This is a genomic window from Variovorax sp. dw_954, from assembly GCF_018449755.1.
Classification (GTDB): Bacteria; Pseudomonadota; Gammaproteobacteria; order Burkholderiales; family Burkholderiaceae_C; genus Variovorax.
The window spans coordinates 128,834-146,531 of record NZ_JAAVVD010000001.1; the positions used below are offsets into that span (position 1 = coordinate 128,834).

The 17,698-nt window shown below is 67.2% G+C and carries 15 protein-coding genes; 5 read left to right on the forward strand and 10 right to left on the reverse strand.

Features of this window, described 5'->3' with window-relative positions:
- Nucleotides 1-23 precede the first annotated feature (23 nt).
- From HB681_RS00625 to HB681_RS00645, 5 genes are all read right to left on the reverse strand, one after another.
- Complete coding sequence (locus HB681_RS00625) at nucleotides 24-1,013, reverse strand: glycosyltransferase domain-containing protein (protein WP_213952811.1); 990 nt, start codon at nucleotides 1,011-1,013, stop codon at nucleotides 24-26.
- A gap of 78 nt (nucleotides 1,014-1,091) precedes the next feature.
- Nucleotides 1,092-2,465: a glutathione-disulfide reductase gene (gene gorA / locus HB681_RS00630; RefSeq protein ID WP_213952812.1), complete on the reverse strand. Its 1,374-nt coding sequence runs from the start codon at nucleotides 2,463-2,465 to the stop codon at nucleotides 1,092-1,094.
- Nucleotides 2,466-2,519: 54 nt separating this feature from the next.
- Nucleotides 2,520-4,640: a DUF6600 domain-containing protein gene (locus HB681_RS00635; protein ID WP_213952813.1), complete on the reverse strand. Its 2,121-nt coding sequence runs from the start codon at nucleotides 4,638-4,640 to the stop codon at nucleotides 2,520-2,522.
- A gap of 128 nt (nucleotides 4,641-4,768) precedes the next feature.
- Entirely contained in the window at nucleotides 4,769-5,947 is a 1,179-nt protein-coding gene (locus HB681_RS00640) for a PHB depolymerase family esterase (protein WP_213952814.1), read from the reverse strand.
- Between the two features lie 14 nt (nucleotides 5,948-5,961).
- A complete protein-coding gene (locus HB681_RS00645) occupies nucleotides 5,962-6,390 on the reverse strand; it encodes a CopG family transcriptional regulator (RefSeq protein ID WP_213952815.1) in 429 nt (142 codons plus the stop codon).
- 97 nt (nucleotides 6,391-6,487) lie between these two features.
- Here HB681_RS00645 and HB681_RS00650 point away from each other — a divergent pair, with 97 nt between their 5' ends.
- Nucleotides 6,488-6,940 carry a rhodanese-like domain-containing protein gene (locus HB681_RS00650; protein WP_213953287.1) on the forward strand — a complete coding sequence of 151 codons (453 nt, stop codon included), beginning with the start codon at nucleotides 6,488-6,490 and terminating at the stop codon, nucleotides 6,938-6,940.
- 270 nt (nucleotides 6,941-7,210) lie between these two features.
- On the opposite strand, the gene HB681_RS00655 is transcribed toward HB681_RS00650, so the two are convergent.
- Nucleotides 7,211-8,191, reverse strand: a complete 981-nt coding sequence (locus HB681_RS00655) for a zinc-binding dehydrogenase (RefSeq protein WP_213952816.1) — start codon at nucleotides 8,189-8,191, stop codon at nucleotides 7,211-7,213.
- A 47-nt stretch (nucleotides 8,192-8,238) separates the two neighbouring features.
- Here HB681_RS00655 and HB681_RS00660 point away from each other — a divergent pair, with 47 nt between their 5' ends.
- Nucleotides 8,239-9,012, forward strand: coding sequence for a type III pantothenate kinase (locus HB681_RS00660; protein ID WP_213952817.1), 774 nt, complete (start codon nucleotides 8,239-8,241; stop codon nucleotides 9,010-9,012).
- 39 nt (nucleotides 9,013-9,051) lie between these two features.
- Here HB681_RS00660 and HB681_RS00665 read toward each other — a convergent pair whose 3' ends face one another.
- From HB681_RS00665 to argE, 3 genes are all read right to left on the reverse strand, one after another.
- Entirely contained in the window at nucleotides 9,052-9,393 is a 342-nt protein-coding gene (locus HB681_RS00665; protein WP_213952818.1) for a hypothetical protein, read from the reverse strand.
- 218 nt (nucleotides 9,394-9,611) lie between these two features.
- The gene (locus HB681_RS00670) at nucleotides 9,612-10,877 is read right to left on the reverse strand and encodes a DUF445 domain-containing protein (RefSeq protein WP_345944602.1); all 1,266 of its coding nucleotides are present in this window, start codon (nucleotides 10,875-10,877) and stop codon (nucleotides 9,612-9,614) included.
- Nucleotides 10,878-12,095 (reverse strand): acetylornithine deacetylase, encoded by a 1,218-nt coding sequence (argE, locus tag HB681_RS00675; RefSeq protein WP_213952819.1) that lies wholly within the window; start codon nucleotides 12,093-12,095, stop codon nucleotides 10,878-10,880.
- A gap of 223 nt (nucleotides 12,096-12,318) precedes the next feature.
- Here argE and HB681_RS00680 point away from each other — a divergent pair, with 223 nt between their 5' ends.
- The 3 genes from HB681_RS00680 to HB681_RS00690 all read left to right on the forward strand — a co-directional run bounded on the left by HB681_RS00680 (nucleotide 12,319) and on the right by HB681_RS00690 (nucleotide 15,903).
- Nucleotides 12,319-13,539, forward strand: coding sequence for a glycerophosphodiester phosphodiesterase (locus HB681_RS00680; RefSeq protein ID WP_213952820.1), 1,221 nt, complete (start codon nucleotides 12,319-12,321; stop codon nucleotides 13,537-13,539).
- A gap of 67 nt (nucleotides 13,540-13,606) precedes the next feature.
- A complete protein-coding gene (locus tag HB681_RS00685; RefSeq protein ID WP_213952821.1) occupies nucleotides 13,607-14,806 on the forward strand; it encodes a M20 aminoacylase family protein in 1,200 nt (399 codons plus the stop codon).
- A complete protein-coding gene (locus tag HB681_RS00690; protein ID WP_213952822.1) occupies nucleotides 14,803-15,903 on the forward strand; it encodes a DUF2817 domain-containing protein in 1,101 nt (366 codons plus the stop codon). The genes HB681_RS00685 and HB681_RS00690 overlap by 4 nt, the downstream gene beginning before the upstream one ends.
- A 645-nt stretch (nucleotides 15,904-16,548) precedes the next feature.
- Here the strand turns inward: HB681_RS00690 and HB681_RS00695 are convergent.
- The gene (locus HB681_RS00695; RefSeq protein ID WP_213952823.1) at nucleotides 16,549-17,673 is read right to left on the reverse strand and encodes an ABC transporter substrate-binding protein; all 1,125 of its coding nucleotides are present in this window, start codon (nucleotides 17,671-17,673) and stop codon (nucleotides 16,549-16,551) included.
- Between the last annotated feature and the right edge of the window lie 25 nt (nucleotides 17,674-17,698).

Below are 17,698 nucleotides of genomic sequence, written 5' to 3' on the forward strand. Positions count from 1 at the left end.
TTGATTGTGCAGTGCAGGGTGTGTCAGGCAATCCAGCGCTTGATCTGTCGCAGCGGTGCGGCAAGCTTCCAGCTGTTGCTGGAAAGGATCGCGGCGAGCGTTGCATCGGAGGCGCGCCACGTGCTTTCCAGGTTCTGCCGCAGCTGCGAATTGTCGCGTTCGAGTTGCGCGCGATGCGCCAGGGCCGCCTCTAGCTCGCGTTGCGCCAAGTCGCGCGCAATCGCTGTCGACTCGGACTCGCTTCGCGCCGCTTGCCTGGCTGCGACCAGTTGTTCTTCCAGCAACCGGATCTGCACGTGCGGCGGCGCGTGCGATGCCAGCGGGCTGCGAGGGCCCGCAAGGCGGTCGCGCCCGGGGACGTGCGGCCAGGTATGGAACCACGACTGCCGGTTGTCGATGTCCCATCGCTGCGGCGTCAGGCCGACGTCGCGAAGGGCGGCGTTGAAGGACAACTGGTCACGCCTCGAATAGCGCAGTACGTGGGACGCCCAGTGCTCCATTGCATTTCGCACCAGCGGGGCCGAGTGATGGCGCAACAGGACGGCCGTCCAGTGCGGCTTTTCGGCCAGGCTCGGTTCGCCCTGCGTCAGGTAGTGGTTGAGCTGCTCGAAGATCCGCGCCTGCTCATCGAGTCCAAGGCGGGCCACCTGGACGAATTCGTCCATCACGCTGTCGCGAAAACTGTGCGTCGGAAGCCCGATGCCTGCCGTGGTTTCGTAGCGGTCGATGATCTCTTCCGGCGTCGCGGTCAGGATGACCGAGTTGTCGATGTAGAGCGAGCGGTCGAAGCCGGCGAGTGCCTCGACCCCGTGCGGACAGATCTTCAGCAGGCGCTGGCTGCGGATGGGGTCCATCGGGAACGCGGTCGGGACGCGCACGACTTTCCAGGTCGTGCTCGAGAGCGTCGGATCGTCCGTCAGGCAAATGAAGGGGATGCGGGACTGCCCGGCAACAGCTTGTTCATTCAGGGCCTCATACCCGCCAACGAGGACGGTGTAAACACAAGTTTTCATTTCGATCGTCGTGGCTGCAAGAGTCATCAATTGCGTCTGTGCATAGTTTGCCCCGACATCGAAAGTGCCTGCGCCGTCCTACCCCGGCGAGGGCTCCCGCATGGTCACGAATTCTTCCGCCGCCGTCGGATGGATGCCGATGGTGCTGTCGAAGCAGGCCTTGGTTGCGCCGGCGCGCATCGCCACGGCAAAGCCCTGGATGATCTCGCCGGCCTCGGCGCCGACCATGTGGATGCCGACCACGCGATCGGTCTTCTTCTCGACGATGAGCTTCATGAACGTGCGCTCGGGGCGGCCCGACAGCGTGTGCCGCAGCGCCTTGAACTCGCTGTTGTAGATCGTGACCTCGCCGAACTTCTGTCGTGCACCGGCCTCGGTGTAGCCGCAGGTGCCGACGTTGGGGTGTGTGAACACGGCAGTGGGCGTGAACTCGTAGTCGACCTTGCGGCGCGACCTGGCGGGCTGCTTCGGGTCGGGGAACAGCGCGTCGACCACCACCATGGCCTCGGCCAGCGCGACCGGCGTGAGCTGCAGTCGCGTCGACACATCGCCCAGCGCGAAGATCGACGGCACCGAGCTGCGGTACTGCGCGTCCACCACGATGGCGCCCTTGTCGTCCAGCGCCACGCCGGCGTTCTCCAGCCCCAGCCCCTGCGTGTTGGCCACCCGGCCGGTGGCGCCGAGCACCACGTCGGCCTGCAACTGCATGCCGCGTTCGAGCATCACGTCCAGGCCGTCGGCGCCGCGCTTGACCGAGCTGATCTGGGTGTTGAAGCGGATGTCGATGCCGGCCTTCTTCATTTCGGCCGCAAGGAAGGCCCGCGCGTCCTCGTCGAACTCGGTGAGGATGTGGGTCTTGCGTTGCAGCAGCGTGACCTGCGCGCCGAGGCCGTTGAAGATCGATGCGAACTCGCACGCGATGTAGCCGCCGCCGATCACGACCAGCCGCCTGGGGAAGGGCTCCAGGTCGAACATCGCATCCGACACCACCACGTGCTCGCGGCCGACGAACGGCGGCACATAGGGCATGCCGCCGGTGGCGATGATGATGTTCTTCGCGCTGTGGCGCTTGCCGTCGACCTCGACCGTGTGCGCATCGACCAGCGTGGCCCAGTCCGGCAGCACGGTGACGCCGGGGCCGTCCAGCAGTGCGCGGTAGGTGTCGTTGAGGCGCTTGATCTCTGTGGAGCGATGCTTCTTCAGTGTTTGCCAATCGAAGCTCGGCTTGGGCACGTTCCAGCCGTAGCCGGGCGCCTCCTCGAATGCCTCTGCATAGCCGGCGGCATAGCTGTAGAGCTTCTTGGGGATGCAGCCGACGTTGACGCAGGTGCCGCCGAGTTCGGCCACCTCGGCCAGCGCCACGCGGGCGCCGCGGGCCGCCGCCATGCGGGCGGCGCGGACACCGCCGCTGCCGCCGCCGATCACGAAGAGATCGAAGTCAAAAGTGCGCATCGGGAACCTCCGCTGCCGACTGTAGCCGGCAGCGGGGCTTGCCGTCGCGCACCTTCAGGGACCGTCGCCGCCGGACTGGCCCGGCAAGCGGCGCTGCCGCGACCCATCCCGTATTTCACCGGGCAGGCCCTGCGGCGACCGCTGCTGTTGCTGTTGGCCGGCCTGCTGTTGCTGGTGTTGTTGCTGTTGCGCGGCTTGCTGCTGTTGCATCTGCTGGGCGCGCTGCTGCATCGCCTGCTGTTGCTGCTGCATGGCTTGCGCCTGCTGCTGGGCCAATGCCTGATGCTGGGCGATCGCCTGCTGCTGCGCCAGGGCCTGTTGCTGCGCTTGCGCCTGCACGGCGCGTTGCTGCATCTCCTGCTGCTGGCGCAAGGCCTGCTGTTGTTGGATCTGTTGTTGCTGCTGCAGTTGTGCCTGGCGCAACTGTGCTTCCTGCTGCTGGCGCAGCGCCTGTTGTTGCTGCTGCTGTTGCTGCACCTGGAGTTGTTGCTGTTGCACCGCCTGGTTCTGGCTCGCGCGCTGCTGCAACTCCTGTTGCTGGCGGACCGCTTGCTGCTGTTGCACGGCCTGCTGGTATTGCTGCAACTGCAATTGCTGCTGGGCTTGCATCTGCTGCTGCTGCATCTGCTGCTGCTGCACTTGCTGTTGTTGCAACTGCTGTGGTGCCGGGCCGGCGAGGCCGCGCTGCGGCGCTTGGCCCGGCTGATGTTGTTGTTGTTGTTGGAACGCCTGCGGCTGGCGCCATTCCTGCGGCGGACGGTAGCCGGACTGTTGTTGTTGCTGCCGATCCCGTTGCTGCCATTGCGGCGGTGGGATGGCGGCAACGGGGCGGCCCACGAAGCCTGAAGGCGCGCTGCCGATGCCCGGTGCGAAATGCTGGGGCGGTGGCGCCACGCCCGGCGCATTGGCCACCGGCACCCCGGCGAACGCGGCCTCCGGCATGCGGATGTGGTCGCGGCGGGCGATCGGGCCGCGGCCGAACACATCACTCGGCACCACGGTCACGGCCTGCTGGCGCTGGTTGGCATAGAAGTCGCTGCGTTGCTGCGCCCGGTTGTAGAGCGCCATGCGATTGGCCTGCTCCACATAGCGCTGGCTGGCGTGGTAGCCGGGTCGCCAGGCTTCCCCAGGCGCCAGCGGAAACCAGCCGATGCCGTTGCGTCCCCCGCCGATGGCAACCTGCGCCGCGCCGCCTCGCCCGCCGCCGACGAAGCCGACCAGCGCTGGCGAATACACCGGCCGCGACTGCTGCCGCCCCGGCACCCAGCCCCAGCGCGTGCCGACCTGCGCCCAGCGCCCGTAGTGAAACGGCGCGAAGCCCCACGGTGCGTTATCGACCCAGGTCCAGCCCCAGGGCGCGACGCTCACCCAGTAGCCATCGCTGTAGGGCGCCCAGTCGGCGGCGACGTTGCGCGGATACCAGACGGGGCCCAAGTCGCTGTCGTTCTGCCAGTCGCCGAAGCCGTCGAGCTGCTGGTAGCCGACGGTCTCGCGCGACACGTAGCGTGCCGAAATCGACGCGTCCTCGGCCCGGCTGCGTTCGGCGACCCAGCGCTCGAATCCGTCGTCGAGCGGCATCGGCCCGGTGCCGGCATTGGCCAGGTTGCGGCCGTTCACGATGATCTGCTGGCGCGCCGACACGCTCGTCGATTCGCCGTTCTCGCCGTAGGCCACGCCAGCGCCGCTGGCCACCATGACCTGCGTGAGGTCGGCTTGCGGATCGACCTGCACGCGGTAGTCGCCCGGTTGCTGGATGACGAAGGCGAGATTCCCGGTGTCGAGCTCGACCTGCTGCCCGCTCAGGTCGTCGCGCACCCGGAGCTGGGCGGCGCCTTGCTGGACGGTGATGCGGATGGCCTGGTCGGTGACCTCGGTGAACTCGACGGCGGTGTTGCCGTCGAGTCGAAGCGCCGCAGAGCCCACGAACAATTCGGCGCGGGAATTGCGGTCCGACCAGAGCCTGTCGCCGGTGGTCAGCGGCCGGTTGGGGATGACGTCGTACCAGGAATCGTCGCCGGCCGGGGAGAAGCTCACGGTGCCCTGCTGCGCATTGAGGCGGGCCACCCGGCCCGGTGGATCTTCCTGCGCCATGGCGTGCAGGCCGAAGCAGGTGAGGGCGAGGGCCAATAGCCAGCGGGCCATCCGGGACGGGAAAGATGTGTAAGAAAGGGTCATGAAGTGGATGCCGGTCAGCAGGGCGTCATGGATCAACGCGCCAGCATCGCATTCGGCTGGCCGCCGGCGCGCAAAGAAATGTCAACCTGTGGCGGTTTGGGTCACAGGATGTAGGGGAGGTGCCGTGCTCAGCTGCGGGAATGGGCCAGGAAGAAGCGCAGCATTTCGGCGCTGGCGTCGATGCCGTTCGGGTCGGTGAAGCTGCCGCTGCGGCTGCCGCCCGACCAGGCGTGGCCGGCCCCGTGAAGCTGCCAGTGCTCGATGTAGGCCCGGCCATTGGCGCTGGCATGGGTGGTCCGGGTGAATCGCTGGTTGCCGGCGGACTGGCCCTGCGTGACCTGCGGTGCCGCACCCGCGCCGTTGTACCCGCCGCTCGCCGCAGCCACGATGGCGGCGCCGTTCCTCGCATTCACGGTGGCGTCGGCGTCGCCATGGAACACGATCACGGGCAGCGCCTTGCCCTCATGGGGCGCCGACGCTGCGCCGCCGCCGTGCATCGCGGCCAGCGCGGACATCAGGTCGCTCGCCGCGCCCATCGGCAGGCCCGAATGCACGCCGACCGCCGCGAAGATGTCCGGATAGCGGCGACCCAGGATGTCCGCCATCGCGCCGCCGGCCGACAAGCCCGCGACGTAGACGCGCGCCGGGTCGATGGCATGGTCGGCCATCACGGTCTGCGTCAGCGCGGCGAGCAATGCAGGCTCGCCGCGGCCGCGTTGCTGGTGCTGCGTCTTGAACCAGTTCCAGCAGCCTTGCGCGTTCTCCCGCTGCGTCTGGGCCGGGTAGAGGACGGCGAAGCCCTGGGCACGCGCCAGGTCGTTCATGCGCGTGCCGGCTGCGAAATCGGCCGGGTTCTGGGTGCAGCCGTGCAGCATCAGCACCAGCGGCATCGGCTTGGCCGCCGCGGCTGCCGTGCGGGGCGGCAGGTAGAGCTTGTAGGCCAGCGTGCGCCCGTCATGCGCGAAGTGGCCATCCGTCCATTGCTCGGGCTCGGGTATGTCGCGGACGATCACCGGTTCGTCGATCTCGTCGATCTCGTTGATCTCGACGGGCTGGACGACCTCGGCCGGCTCCGCACGGGCGAACGCGGTTGACGGCTGCGGGTCGATGATCACGCGGACTTCGGCTTCGATGACATCGCCTTCGGCCGCGGAGGGTGTCGGCGGCGGCGTTGTCGTTTCCCCGGCGGCGGGGCGCGCCTTGCCGATGTGTAGCGCGCGCTGGATCGCCGCGGTCGCCGCCTGCAGGTTGCCACTGCGGGTGAGCCGCGTGGCCTCGTTCATCAGGCGTTGGAGTACGGGGTTCATGGAATGGTCCTTGTTCAGTGGATTCGACTGGCCAAAGCGGCCTTCACGGCGGGACTGGCCTGCAGCGCACCGAGCACGGTGATGGATTGAATGGTGGCCAGCGCCAGTTCGACCGACACGTCGGGCGCGATGCTCGCCAGGCCCAGCACGCGGATGTCGAGCTTCTGGCCGGCCGCGCGCGCCGCCTCGAGTTCCGCCACGCCAAAGTTCTGCAGCCCCAGCACCAGCGTCTTGCGCGCCACCACCTGCTTGACCGCATCGCCGTGGGTGGTGAGCTGGTTGCGGATGGCGGTGCGGATGAAGTCGCTGCGATTCGAATAGAAGCCCTCGGCCACCAGCAGGTCGACCTGGCCCAGGTCGATGTAGCCGAGGTTGATGGTGATCTTTTCGGAATCGCCGGGCGGCTTGGCGCGGAGTTGCGTGGAAAGGCTGGAAGAAGGCATGGACGCATCGTACACCATCCATATGGATGGCGAATGGATGTTAATTGGATGGTTTTTTGTCGAATCACAATTTGCCGGCGAGTGGCAAAATTTGTGCATGACTGCCCCGACCTCTCCTTCAAGTGCAAATTCCACGCCCCTGGGCGACGTCCGGCCCGCGACAGGCTACGCGGGCGACATCAGCCCCATGCTGGCCGCCCAATGGGTGGCCAGCGGGGAAGCCGTATTGGTGGACGTCCGCAGCGACGCCGAGCGCGAATGGGTCGGCTATGTGCCCGGCAGCCTGGGCCTGGCCTGGAAGCAATGGCCCGGCATGGTGCCGAACGCGGATTTCGACGAAGGCCTCCGAGCCGGCGTGCCGCAGGGGCGCAAGGCCGTCATGCTGTGCCGCAGCGGCGTGCGTTCCATTTCCGCAGCGAAGCGCGCGACCGAACTGGGCATCGAGGCGTACAACATCCTCGAAGGCTTCGAGGGCAATCCCGACGAGCATGGCCAGCGCGGGCACGTCGGCGGCTGGCGCTTCCGTGGCCTGCCGTGGAAGCAGAACTGAAGAAGTTGTGAATCTTTCTACTGCGGACGCCGATCTCGGGCCTGCGGTCCTCACCGTACTGGAGTACGGCTCCGGTCCTCGGCCCGACCTCGACGCCCTCGCTACGAAATCTTTACACCTTATGAGCTTGCGCGGCCTGCCGTGACTGAGCAGGCGCTTGGCCGGTCTTCAGCGGGCCGTGAATCCCCTGCCGGGGCGGTCTGCGGCCCGGCGCCCCATCTCAAGCGGGGCGCGCCCTCGCGGCGGACTCGAAGCAGCCCGAGGCCGGCTTCAGCCCGCGGTGAGCACGATCTTCCCGGCGCGGCCCGGCACATCGCTCGCGGCGGCGGCCTCGGCAGCCCGCGCAATGTCGAAGGCAGCTTCCACCGGCAATTTCAGGGCGCCGGTCGCCACGGCCTTCATCAACTCGCCGATCAGCCTCGCCAGTTCGGCGGGCGGCGTGCTTTCGCTGCGCTTTGCGCCCCAGAAGCCCTTGACCGTGGCCTGCTTGAAGATCAGGTTGTCCGCGCCGATGACCAGCGGCTTGCCCGACATCGCGCCAAAGGACACCAGCGTGCCGCCAACCGCCATGATCCCGGCGATCTGGTTCGCCGCATCGCCGCCGATCGAATCGACCGCGCGCAGGATCGGCGCATCGCCGGTGATTGCCTTGACGCGCTCCTGCCAGCCGGGCTGCTCGGTGGAGACGGCATTGGCAATGCCGAGCGCTTCCAGTTCGGCGATGCCCGCGTCGCGCCGCACCAGGTTCACGACATGGATGCCGCGCGCCTGGGCCAGCCCCGCGACGGTCTTGCCGACCGCGCCGTTGGCTGTGTTCTGCACCATCCATTCGCCGGGCTTGAGCTGCAGGTCTTCCAGCAGCATCGCGGCGCTCAGTGGCATCGCGATGAGCTGGCAGGCCGCCTCGTCGGGCAGGGCATCGGGCACGGGGATGAGCTTGGCCGCGGGTGCCAGGAAGTACTCGGCCCAGGTCGCGCTGGCACCGGCCATCATCACGCGCTGGCCCTTGGCGGGTGAGGTGACACCCTCACCGAGCGCATCGACGATGCCGACGGCCTCCGTGCCCGGCGTGGCTGGCAGCGGCGGCTTGTAGCCGTACACACCGCGCACGATCGCCAGGTCGTGGTTGTGGATCGGCGACATGGTCATGCGCACGCGAACCTGGCCGGGGCCGGGCTCGGGCAGGGGGCGCTCGCCCAGTGTCAGCACCTCCTTGGGGTCGCCGAACTTCTCGATGATCACGCTTCGCATCGCTTGTGTCCCTGTGTGAATCAAAAGGGCTCAGCATAATGCCGCGCATGACATTCCTCGCCATCGACATCGGCAACACGCGCCTCAAGTGGGCCATGTACGATGCGCCGCGTCCCGGCGCCAACCTGCTCGGGCACGGGGCCGAGTTCCTGGACCACATCGAAAGCCTCGCGGAAGGGGCATGGGCCGAGCTGCCGCAGCCCGCTTCGATGCTGGGTTGCGTGGTGGCCGGCGACCAGTTGCGGCGCCGCGCCGAGGAGCAGATCCACGAGCGCTTCGACTGCGCCGCCCGCTGGGTCGTGTCGAGTTCGGCCGAGGCCGGCATCATCAACGGCTACGACCATCCGACGCGCCTGGGCGCCGACCGCTGGGTGGCAATGATCGGCGCGCGGCATCGCATGCTGGCGGAAGGTCCGGCGCGGCCGATGGTGGTGGTGCTGATCGGCACGGCCGTCACGGTGGAGGCCATCGACACCAACGGCAAGTTCCTGGGCGGGCTGATCCTGCCGGGGCACGGGATCATGCTGAAGGCGCTGGAGTCGGGCACGGCGGGGCTGCACGTGCCGACCGGTGAAGTCACCGATTTCCCCACCAACACGAGCGATGCACTCACCAGCGGCGGCACCTACGCGATTGCCGGCGCCGTCGAGCGCATGGTGGAGCATGTGCGCAAGCACTGCGGCGCGGAGCCGGTGCGCTACATGGCCGGCGGGGCTGGCTGGAAGATGGCGCCGTCGATGGTGTCGCCGTTCGAACTGGTCGAGAGCCTGATCATGGATGGGCTGCTGGTGATTGCGCAGGAGCGGATGCTGGCGAACTGAGCGCTGGCAGCCGGACCCTGGCGCGGGAGGCCCTTGCCTTCAGCCCGCCAGCGAGCCGTTCACCGTGTCGGCAGCGGGCCGGTCGTTCAATTGCTGCGATGCCTTGCGCAAGCTCATGACCCAGAGGCGGGCGTGGCGTTGTTCGCGGCTTTCAAAGAACTCGGCAAAGCGCCGGATCGCGGGCTTCTCGATGGCGGCCATCGTCATCCAGTCGGTGCTCCTGAACCCCTCAGATTCCGTACTGCGGCCGACCAGGGCAGGGCGCAGGGTCACCACCCATTCGGTCGGAATACGCGGGTCGCCATCCAGCATTCGCAGGGCGATCTTGGCGGCTCGTGGCGTGAGCGCGTCAATCTTCTGAACATGAAAATCCAGGTCCATCGAGCAGCCTTTCTCTCTGTCACATAAAGATACACATGTATCCCGTTTGGCGCAATCAGGTCGAAAGTACTGCTTGATCAGGCCGGGGGAGAAGGCGTAAAGATTTCGTAGCGAGGGCGCCTGCCAGAAAGCCGGTACGCGGACCGGAATCGCACTCTCGTGCGGTGAGGACCGCAGGCCCCGGCTCGGCGTCCGCAGTAGAAAGTTTCACGCCTTCTTCAGCCGCGGACCCAGTGCGTCACTGCATGGATGACCAGCCCCACGAGCCCGCCGACCAGCGTGCCGTTGACGCGGATGAACTGCAGGTCGCGGCCGATGTGCTGCTCCAGTTCGCGGGTCATCTCGTGGGCGTTCCATTGGCCGACGCGCTCGATGATGTAGCGGCGGATGTCTTCGCGGTAGCGCTCGATGGCCAGCGGCGCGGCGGCTTCGATCTGTTCGTTGATCCACTTCCGGATCTCCGTGTCGGACTGCAGGCGTGTGCCGAGCGCCGAGGTCAGTGCGGCAATCCGCTGGCCGATGATGGAGTCGGCGCGGCCGAGGTCTTCGCGCAGCCAGCCGAGCAACTCGTCCCACAGGCCGTGCAGGTACTCGCCGAGAGCAGGGTGCGCCATGAGCTCGGCGCGGATTTCCTCCCCGCGCTCGTGGAACGCGGGATCGTGCTGCAGCCGGGCAATGAAGTTGGCCATGGCGCCGTCGAAGCGCGCGCGCAAAGGGTGGTCGGGCTCGGCCGCGATCTCGGCCAGGCTCCTGGCGACGGCGGACACCACCTTCTTCGTGCCAAGCCGCGCGGCGACCTGGTCCAGACCGACAAAGCGCAACGACTTGACCTCGCGCGCAATGGCCTCGGTGATCTGCGCCTGCGCGGTCTCGCCTTCGAGCAGTTCGGAGATCTGGGCCAGGGCGTCGTTCAGCAGGGTCTGGTGGCGGCCGCCAGCGGTCAGGGCTTCGAGGGCTTGCCCGGCGGCACGGGCGATGTCGAGTTGGGCAATGCCCGCCTTGGCGATGTTGCCGAGGAAGTCGCGCACCCGCGCGTCATCGAAGGCGGACAGCCCGTAGCGTGCGGCCAGCACGCCCCATTCGCCGAGCTTGTCCGCGCTGGCCGGCCGCGCCAGCCAGTCGGCCAGCCGGCCCGCGGCGTCGAACTCGCGCAGCTTTACCAGCACCTGCTCCGTGCCGAGGAAGTTGTTGCAGATGAAGCCGGCCAGCTTGGCGCCGATGCGATCCTTGTTGCTGGGGATGATGGCCGTGTGCGGTATCGGCAGGCCGAGCGGATGGCGGAACAGCGCGACCACCGCAAACCAGTCGGCAATGGCGCCCACCATGGCCGCTTCGGAGAATGCCGCGACGTAGCCCCATGCGCCCCCTGCCGCGCCAGGGTAGCGCGCACCCATCACGCTGGACAGCGCATAGAGCAGCGCCGCGCCGCACAGCAGGGCCAGCGCGACGCGCTTCATGTCACCGGAGGCAGAACCACTTTGCACTCACCCGATCGCCTTGGTGGTCGCCAGGCCGCGCAGGAACTCCTCGCAGCGAGCCAACTGGTCCAGCGTCACGAACTCGTCGGGCTGGTGCGCCTGGTGGATGCTGCCGGGGCCGCACACCACCGTCGGGATGCCGGCGCTCTTGAAGAGCCCGGCCTCGGTGCCGAAGGCGATCTGCGTCACGCGCGATTCGCCCGACAGCCGTTGCGCCAGGCGCGTGACCGGGTCGTTGGCCGAGCCCATGAAGCTGGGCACTTCGCAGATCGTCTCGAAGCTGAAGCCGGCCTCCGGCGCGACCTTCTTCATTGCCACCTCGGTCTTCGCGGCAAAGGCCAGGACCTCCTTCTGCATGTCCTGCGCATCCGCCGTCGGCAGGTTGCGGAACTCGTAGCGGAACTCGGCGTCGCGCGGCACCACGTTGTCGGCGATGCCGCCATGGAACTGGCCCACGCTGGCGGTGCTGTAGGGCACGTCGAAGCCTTCGTAGCGCGGCTCGTGCAGTTCGAAGGCCTCGGCCATGTCGCCCAGCTTGCCGATCACGCGGGCGCCCATCTCGATCGCGTTGACCGAGTTCGGCGTGAGCGAGGAGTGCGCTTCCTTGCCGCGCACGCAGCACTTGTAGCGGTACACACCCTTGTGCGCGATCGCCGGCACCATCCCGGTGGGCTCGCCGATGATGCAGGCCAGCGGCTTGATGCCGGCCTCCTTCATGTCGGCGATCAGTTCCTTCACGCCGAAGCAGCCGACCTCCTCGTCGTAGCTGAAGGCGAAGTGCACCGCGAACGGCGAGTTGCTTTCGACGAAGCGCTCGGCATTGGCCAAGGCGATCGCGATGAAGCTCTTCATGTCGGCCGCGCCGCGGCCATACAGGCGCGGCACCGTGTGCTGCACGTCGCCGTCCTCGGCCACGCCCTCGGGCCAGGCCTGCACGATGCCCGAGAGCGGATCAACGCTCCAGTCCTGTCCGTCCCAGGGCACCGTGTCGGTGTGGCCCGAGATGATCACGCCAGCCGGCTTGCCCGCGCCCAGCGTGGCGAACAGGTTGGCCTTGCTGCGGTCGGCATTGCGGGTGATGCGGCTGCGCACGCCGATGCCGGCCAGGTGGTCGCGAATGAAGTCGATCAGTTCGAGATTGCTCCTGCTGCTGACGGTGTTCATCCGCACCAGGGTTTGCGCGATGTGCAGGCTGCGGCTGGAGAGGACGTGTGGCGTGGGCATGGGTTCATTCTCACGGATGTGGGGGCGCTTCGGCGCTCGCTTGGAACGCCCGGCAGCCGCGTGTGAGTTCGTTCTCGAATTCAATGTCGTCCATGTGCCATGTCATCCCCCATGCAGTGGAGATGCAACACGAAAACCCACGCAACGGGTGCGTTGTGACAAGTACTGACACACGGGGCGGGTAGGCTGGAGATCCACTCAACAGCGAGAGAAGGAGAAAACCATGCACGCGATCCTTTCCCCATTCCCCGCCGCACGCTCGGTATCCATGAGCTTGTCCGCCGCGGCGCTTGCTGCGCTGGGCGCCTGCACCATGGGCGGCGTCGGCCAGCGACCCTTGCCCACGCTCGACGGGCGCCCGCCGCTGGTGGTGGCGCACCGCGGCGCCTCCGGCTACATCCCGGAAGAAACCATCGAGGGCTACAAGCGCGCCATCGAACTCGGCGCCGACGTGATCGAGATGGACCTGATCGTCACCAAGGACGGCGTGCTCATCACGCGCCACGATCCCAACCTCGCGATCAACACCAACGTGGCCACGAAGCCGGAGTTCGCCTCGCGCAAGAAGACCATGCAGGTCGATGGCGAAACGCAGACCGGCTGGTTCAGCCAGGACTTCACGCTGGCCGAGATCAAGACGCTCGGTGCGATCTCCACCGACCCCGAGCGCCCGCAGCAGTTCAACGGCCTCTACAAGATTCCGACCTTCCAGGAGATCCTCGACCTGGCGGCCGCCAGGCAGAAGGAAACCGGCCGCCCCATCGCCATCTACCCCGAGACCAAGAACCCCACCTGGTTCCGCGACATGGGCCTGCCGATGGAGGACAAGCTCATTGCCATGCTCGACAAGGCCGGCCTCAACAGCAAGTCGGCGCCGGTGTTCGTGCAGTCCTTCGAGCCCGGCAGCCTCAAGTACATGAAGAGCAAGGGTCTGAAGACGAAGCTGATCCAGCTCATCGACGGCGACGGCATCGACCCCAGGACCGGCGCGATGACCTACGCCGTGCCGGTGGAGCGCCCCTATGAATGGACCAAGGCCGGCGACAAGCGCAACTTCGACGTGATGGTGACGCCGGCCGGCCTGGCCGAGATCGCCACCTACGCCGACGGCATCGGCCCGTGGAAGCGCTACATCATCAGCACCCGCGGCACCATAGGCGCGGACGGCAAGCAGGTCGACATCAACGGCGACGGCAAGCTCAACGATGCCGATTCGACGTCGATGGCGCCGACCACTCTGGTGGCCGACGCGCACAAGGCCGGCCTGTTCGTCCACCCCTTCACTTTCCGCAACGAGAGCCGGCGCCTGGCCAGCGACTACAAGGGCGACCCGAAGAACGAGTACCTCGCGTACTACCGGCTTGGCGTCGACGGCCTGTTCACCGACTTCACCGACACCGCGCTGGCGGCGCGCGCGGCATGGCTGAAGGACATGGGCCGCTGAGTTCCTGCGGGGGTTCGAGGCAGGGGCTTTGCGAGCAATCGCCGCAAAGCCTAGACTCGTCCTCACCATGAAACTCATCGATTCCCTCGTCACCCAGGCGGCCGGCATTGCCGCGGTCCGACGCGACCTGCATGCCCATCCCGAACTGTGCTTCCAGGAGGTGCGTACGGCCGACGTGGTCGCGGCCAAGCTCACCGAATGGGGCATCCCGATCCATCGCGGCCTCGGCACCACCGGCGTCATCGGCATCGTGAAGAACGGCACCAGCGACCGCGCCGTCGGCCTGCGCGCCGACATGGACGCGCTGCCCGTGACCGAGCTCAACACCTTCGAACATGCCAGCAAGCACCACGGCAAGATGCACGCCTGCGGCCACGACGGCCACACCGCCATGCTGCTCGCCGCCGCGCAGCACCTGGCGAAGAACCGCAACTTCGACGGCACTGTCTACCTGATCTTCCAGCCCGCGGAGGAGGGCGGCGGCGGCGCGCGCGAGATGATCAAGGAGGGCCTGTTCGAGCAGTTCCCGATGGAGGCCGTGTTCGGCATGCACAACTGGCCCGGCATGAAGGCCGGCCAGTTTGCCGTGAGCCCTGGCCCCTGCATGGCGTCGAGCAACGAGTTCCGCATCATCATCCGCGGCAAGGGCGGCCACGCGGCGCTGCCGCACACCGGCATCGACCCGGTGCCGATCGGCTGCGAGATGGTGCAGGCCTTCCAGACCATCCTCACACGCAACAAGAAGCCGACCGATGCGGGCGTCATCTCGGTGACGATGTTCCACGCGGGCGAAGCGGTCAACGTCATCCCGAACAACGTCGAACTGCGCGGCACGGTGCGCACCTTCACGCTCGAGGTGCTGGACCTGATCGAGTCGCGCATGAAGCAGATCGCGGAGGGCCTGTGCGCGGTGCACAACGCGGAATGCGAGTTCGAGTTCGTGCGCAACTACCCGCCCACCATCAACACCGCCGATGAAGCGAACTTCGCGCGCCGCGTGATGGCCGGCATCGTCGGCGAGGACAACGTGCTGCCGCAGGACCCGGCCATGACCGCCGAGGATTTCTCCTTCATGTTGCAGGCCAGGCCCGGCGCCTATGCGTTCATCGGCAACGGCGACGGTTCGCACCGCGCCATGCACCACGGCGGCGGCCCGTGCACGCTGCACAACGCGAGCTATGACTTCAACGACGACCTGATCCCGCTCGGCGCGACCTGCTGGGTGAGCCTGGCTGAGCAGTTCCTGAAGCCTGGTGGTGCAGCGTGATTGGAGTGGTCGAGGCCTTTTCGCCCAGCTACGCCGAAGCCCGCCGCAAGTTCCTGCAAGGCTGCGTTGCCGCGGGCCTCAAGGTCGATGCGCATCCGCATCCCCTCAAGGGCCGCAACGGCGAGGACCTGTCGATGGATGTGGCGCTCGACGGTTCTCCCGACGCGAAGCACTTGCTGATCGTGAGCAGCGCCTGCCACGGTGTCGAAGGCCATTGCGGCAGCGGTGTGCAGAACTTTGCGCTGCATGACGCCGAATGGCGCGAGAAGGCCGGCAAGCCTGGCGTGGCGGTGTTGTACCTGCATGCGCTCAATCCCCATGGCTTCGCGCATGGCCGGCGTGTCACGCACGAGAACGTCGACCTGAACCGCAATTTCGTCGACTTCAGCCAGCCGCTGCCGGTGAACGCGGGCTATGCCAGGCTGCATCCGCTGTTGTTGCCCGCCGAATGGCCGCCCGCGCCGAAGAACCAGGTCGAGATCGGTGCCTGGATCGAGAAGCACGGCCTGCCGGCCTACCAGCTGGCCATCAGCGGTGGCCAGTACCAGTTCGATGATGGCTTGTTCTTCGGCGGCAAGGCGCCGACCTGGAGCAACGCCACCTTTCGCCAGGTGCTGCGTTCGCAAGCGCAGCAGGCCCGCAAGATCGCCTGGATCGACCTGCACACGGGCCTGGGTCCGAACGGCATCGGCGAGCGCATCTTTGCCTGCCGCGACGACAAGGCCGCCTACGCCCGCGCCAATGCCTGGTGGGGCGCGGACAAGGCGCCGGTCACGTCGATCTACGATGGCTCATCGACCTCGGCCCTGCTGACCGGCCTGATGATGAACGCGGTCTACGAGGAGTGTCCGCAGGCGGAGTTCACCTCGATCGCGCTGGAGTACGGCACCTTGCCGTTGCTCGACGTCATGGGGGCGCTGCGCGCGGACCATTGGCTGCACGCCCATCAGAAGGCGGCGCCGGACCTGGCCGACGCGATCCGTGCGCGGATGATGGAAGCGTTCTATACCGACACGGACGCGTGGAAGGGGCAGGTCATCAGCCAGGCGCGGCAGGCGATGTTCCAGGCGGTGGATGGGTTGACGGCGGGCGGTTGAACTGCGTCGTTCGCAGCTGATTCGGCAGTCGTGCCTGTTTGCCTGGGAGCGGGTTGGTTGCTGTTTGGTCGCGGCTGGGTTTGTGGCTGGGTTTGTGGCCGGGGCGCGTCGTCGGGCGGCATGCGGTACGGCGCGTGCGACCCTACTGCGCCGATCGCTGCGCGACTCCCCTGCGCTGCTCGCGTTTGGCGGGGTCCACATGAACTCGCTTCGCTCAAACAGCATGTGGCCCTGATCCGCCAAACGCTGCGCTGCTCGGCGGCGCAGAAGGGTCACCCACCCCGCACCGCATACCACCCGCCGCCGTGGACACCCGGTGGTGCATTCCTCTTGCTCCCTCTCCCCTCGGGGAGAGGGCTGGGGTGAGGGCAGCAGCCTCCCAAGAGGACGAGGCTCTCGATCGCCCCAAAGCCCGGTACGCGGTACGGGTTGGTCGATCCCTTCTGCGGCGCTGAGGAGCGCAGCTTTGGGCGGATCAGGGCCACATGCTGTCTGAGCGAAGCGAGTTCATGTGGACCCCGCCCAAAGCGAGCACCGCAAGGGAGCCGCGAAGCGGCCGCCGCGGTAGGGTCGGCCGGCCCGTACCGCGTGCCGGGCGCTCTCCGCAGAGGGAATGGGACTGAAGCGAACCCGAGCCGAACCCAATCAGGTCCGAACCCGCCCATCCCCCGTAATCATCGACAGCTCGACAAACTTCGAAGCCACATGGTTCTTCGACGAAAACGACACGTCGAACCCACCGAACTGCTGCTTGTCGATCGCTTCCAGCCCGGCGATCAGGCTCTCGCGCGTCGGCTTGCCGCTGCTGCGCTTCAGGCCCTCCGTCAGCACCTTTGCCGCCAGGTAGCCTTCCATGCTCGAGAAGTTGGCCTTGGTGTTGCCGCCGCTCTTGCGCACCGCCTCGGTGAACTCGCGCGTGATCCCGTTGGCCGGGTTGTACGGGGAGGGCACCACCTGCGACACCACGACGCCCGCGCCATCCTTGCCCAGCTCGTCGGCCAGGGCCTGCGTCCCCACGAACGACACGTTGAAGAACGTGCCGCCATAGCCCGCCCTGCGCGCTTCCCGGATGAACGCCGCACACGCCTTGTACGCGCCGATCTGCACGATCGCATCGGGCTGTGCCGCGACGATATTCTTCACGGCCGCGGCCACCTCCACCGAATTGCGTTCCACCGTTCCCAGCGCCAGCGGCTTCAACTCCTGCTGCCCCAGCGCCAGCGTGACGCCATCGAGCCCCGCCTTGCCGTACGCGTCGTTCTGGTAGAAGACCGCGATCTTCTTCAAGCCCAGGTACGTCAGCTGCCGCACGATCAGCGCCGTCTCGTCGTTGTACGACGCGCGCAGGTGGAACACGTTCTTCTGGAAAGGCTCGCGCAAGGCCATTGCGCCGGTGAACGGCGCGATGAACGGCACCTTGTCCTTCACCGCCATCGGCAGCGCGGCCAGGCTGGTCGGCGTGCCGATGTAGCCGAACAGCGCGAACACGTCGTCCTCGATCAGCTTGCGCGTGTTGGCCGCCGTGCGATCGGGCTCGTAGCCGTCGTCCAGGAAGCGCAACTCCACGTCGCGGCCCGGCTGGGCGTTGTAGATGTCCAGGTACAGCTTGGCGCCCTGGTAGAACTGGATGCCCAGTTGCGCCGCCGGGCCGGTGAACGGCGCCGACTGGCCCAGCAGGATCGGCGTCTCGCCCTGCGCCCGCGCGATCTGGAAATTGCCCAACGCTGCCGCGCCGGCTGCCGCCATGGAAAACTGTCTGCGATTCAACATTCCGGAACCCCTCTGCACGCAGGGT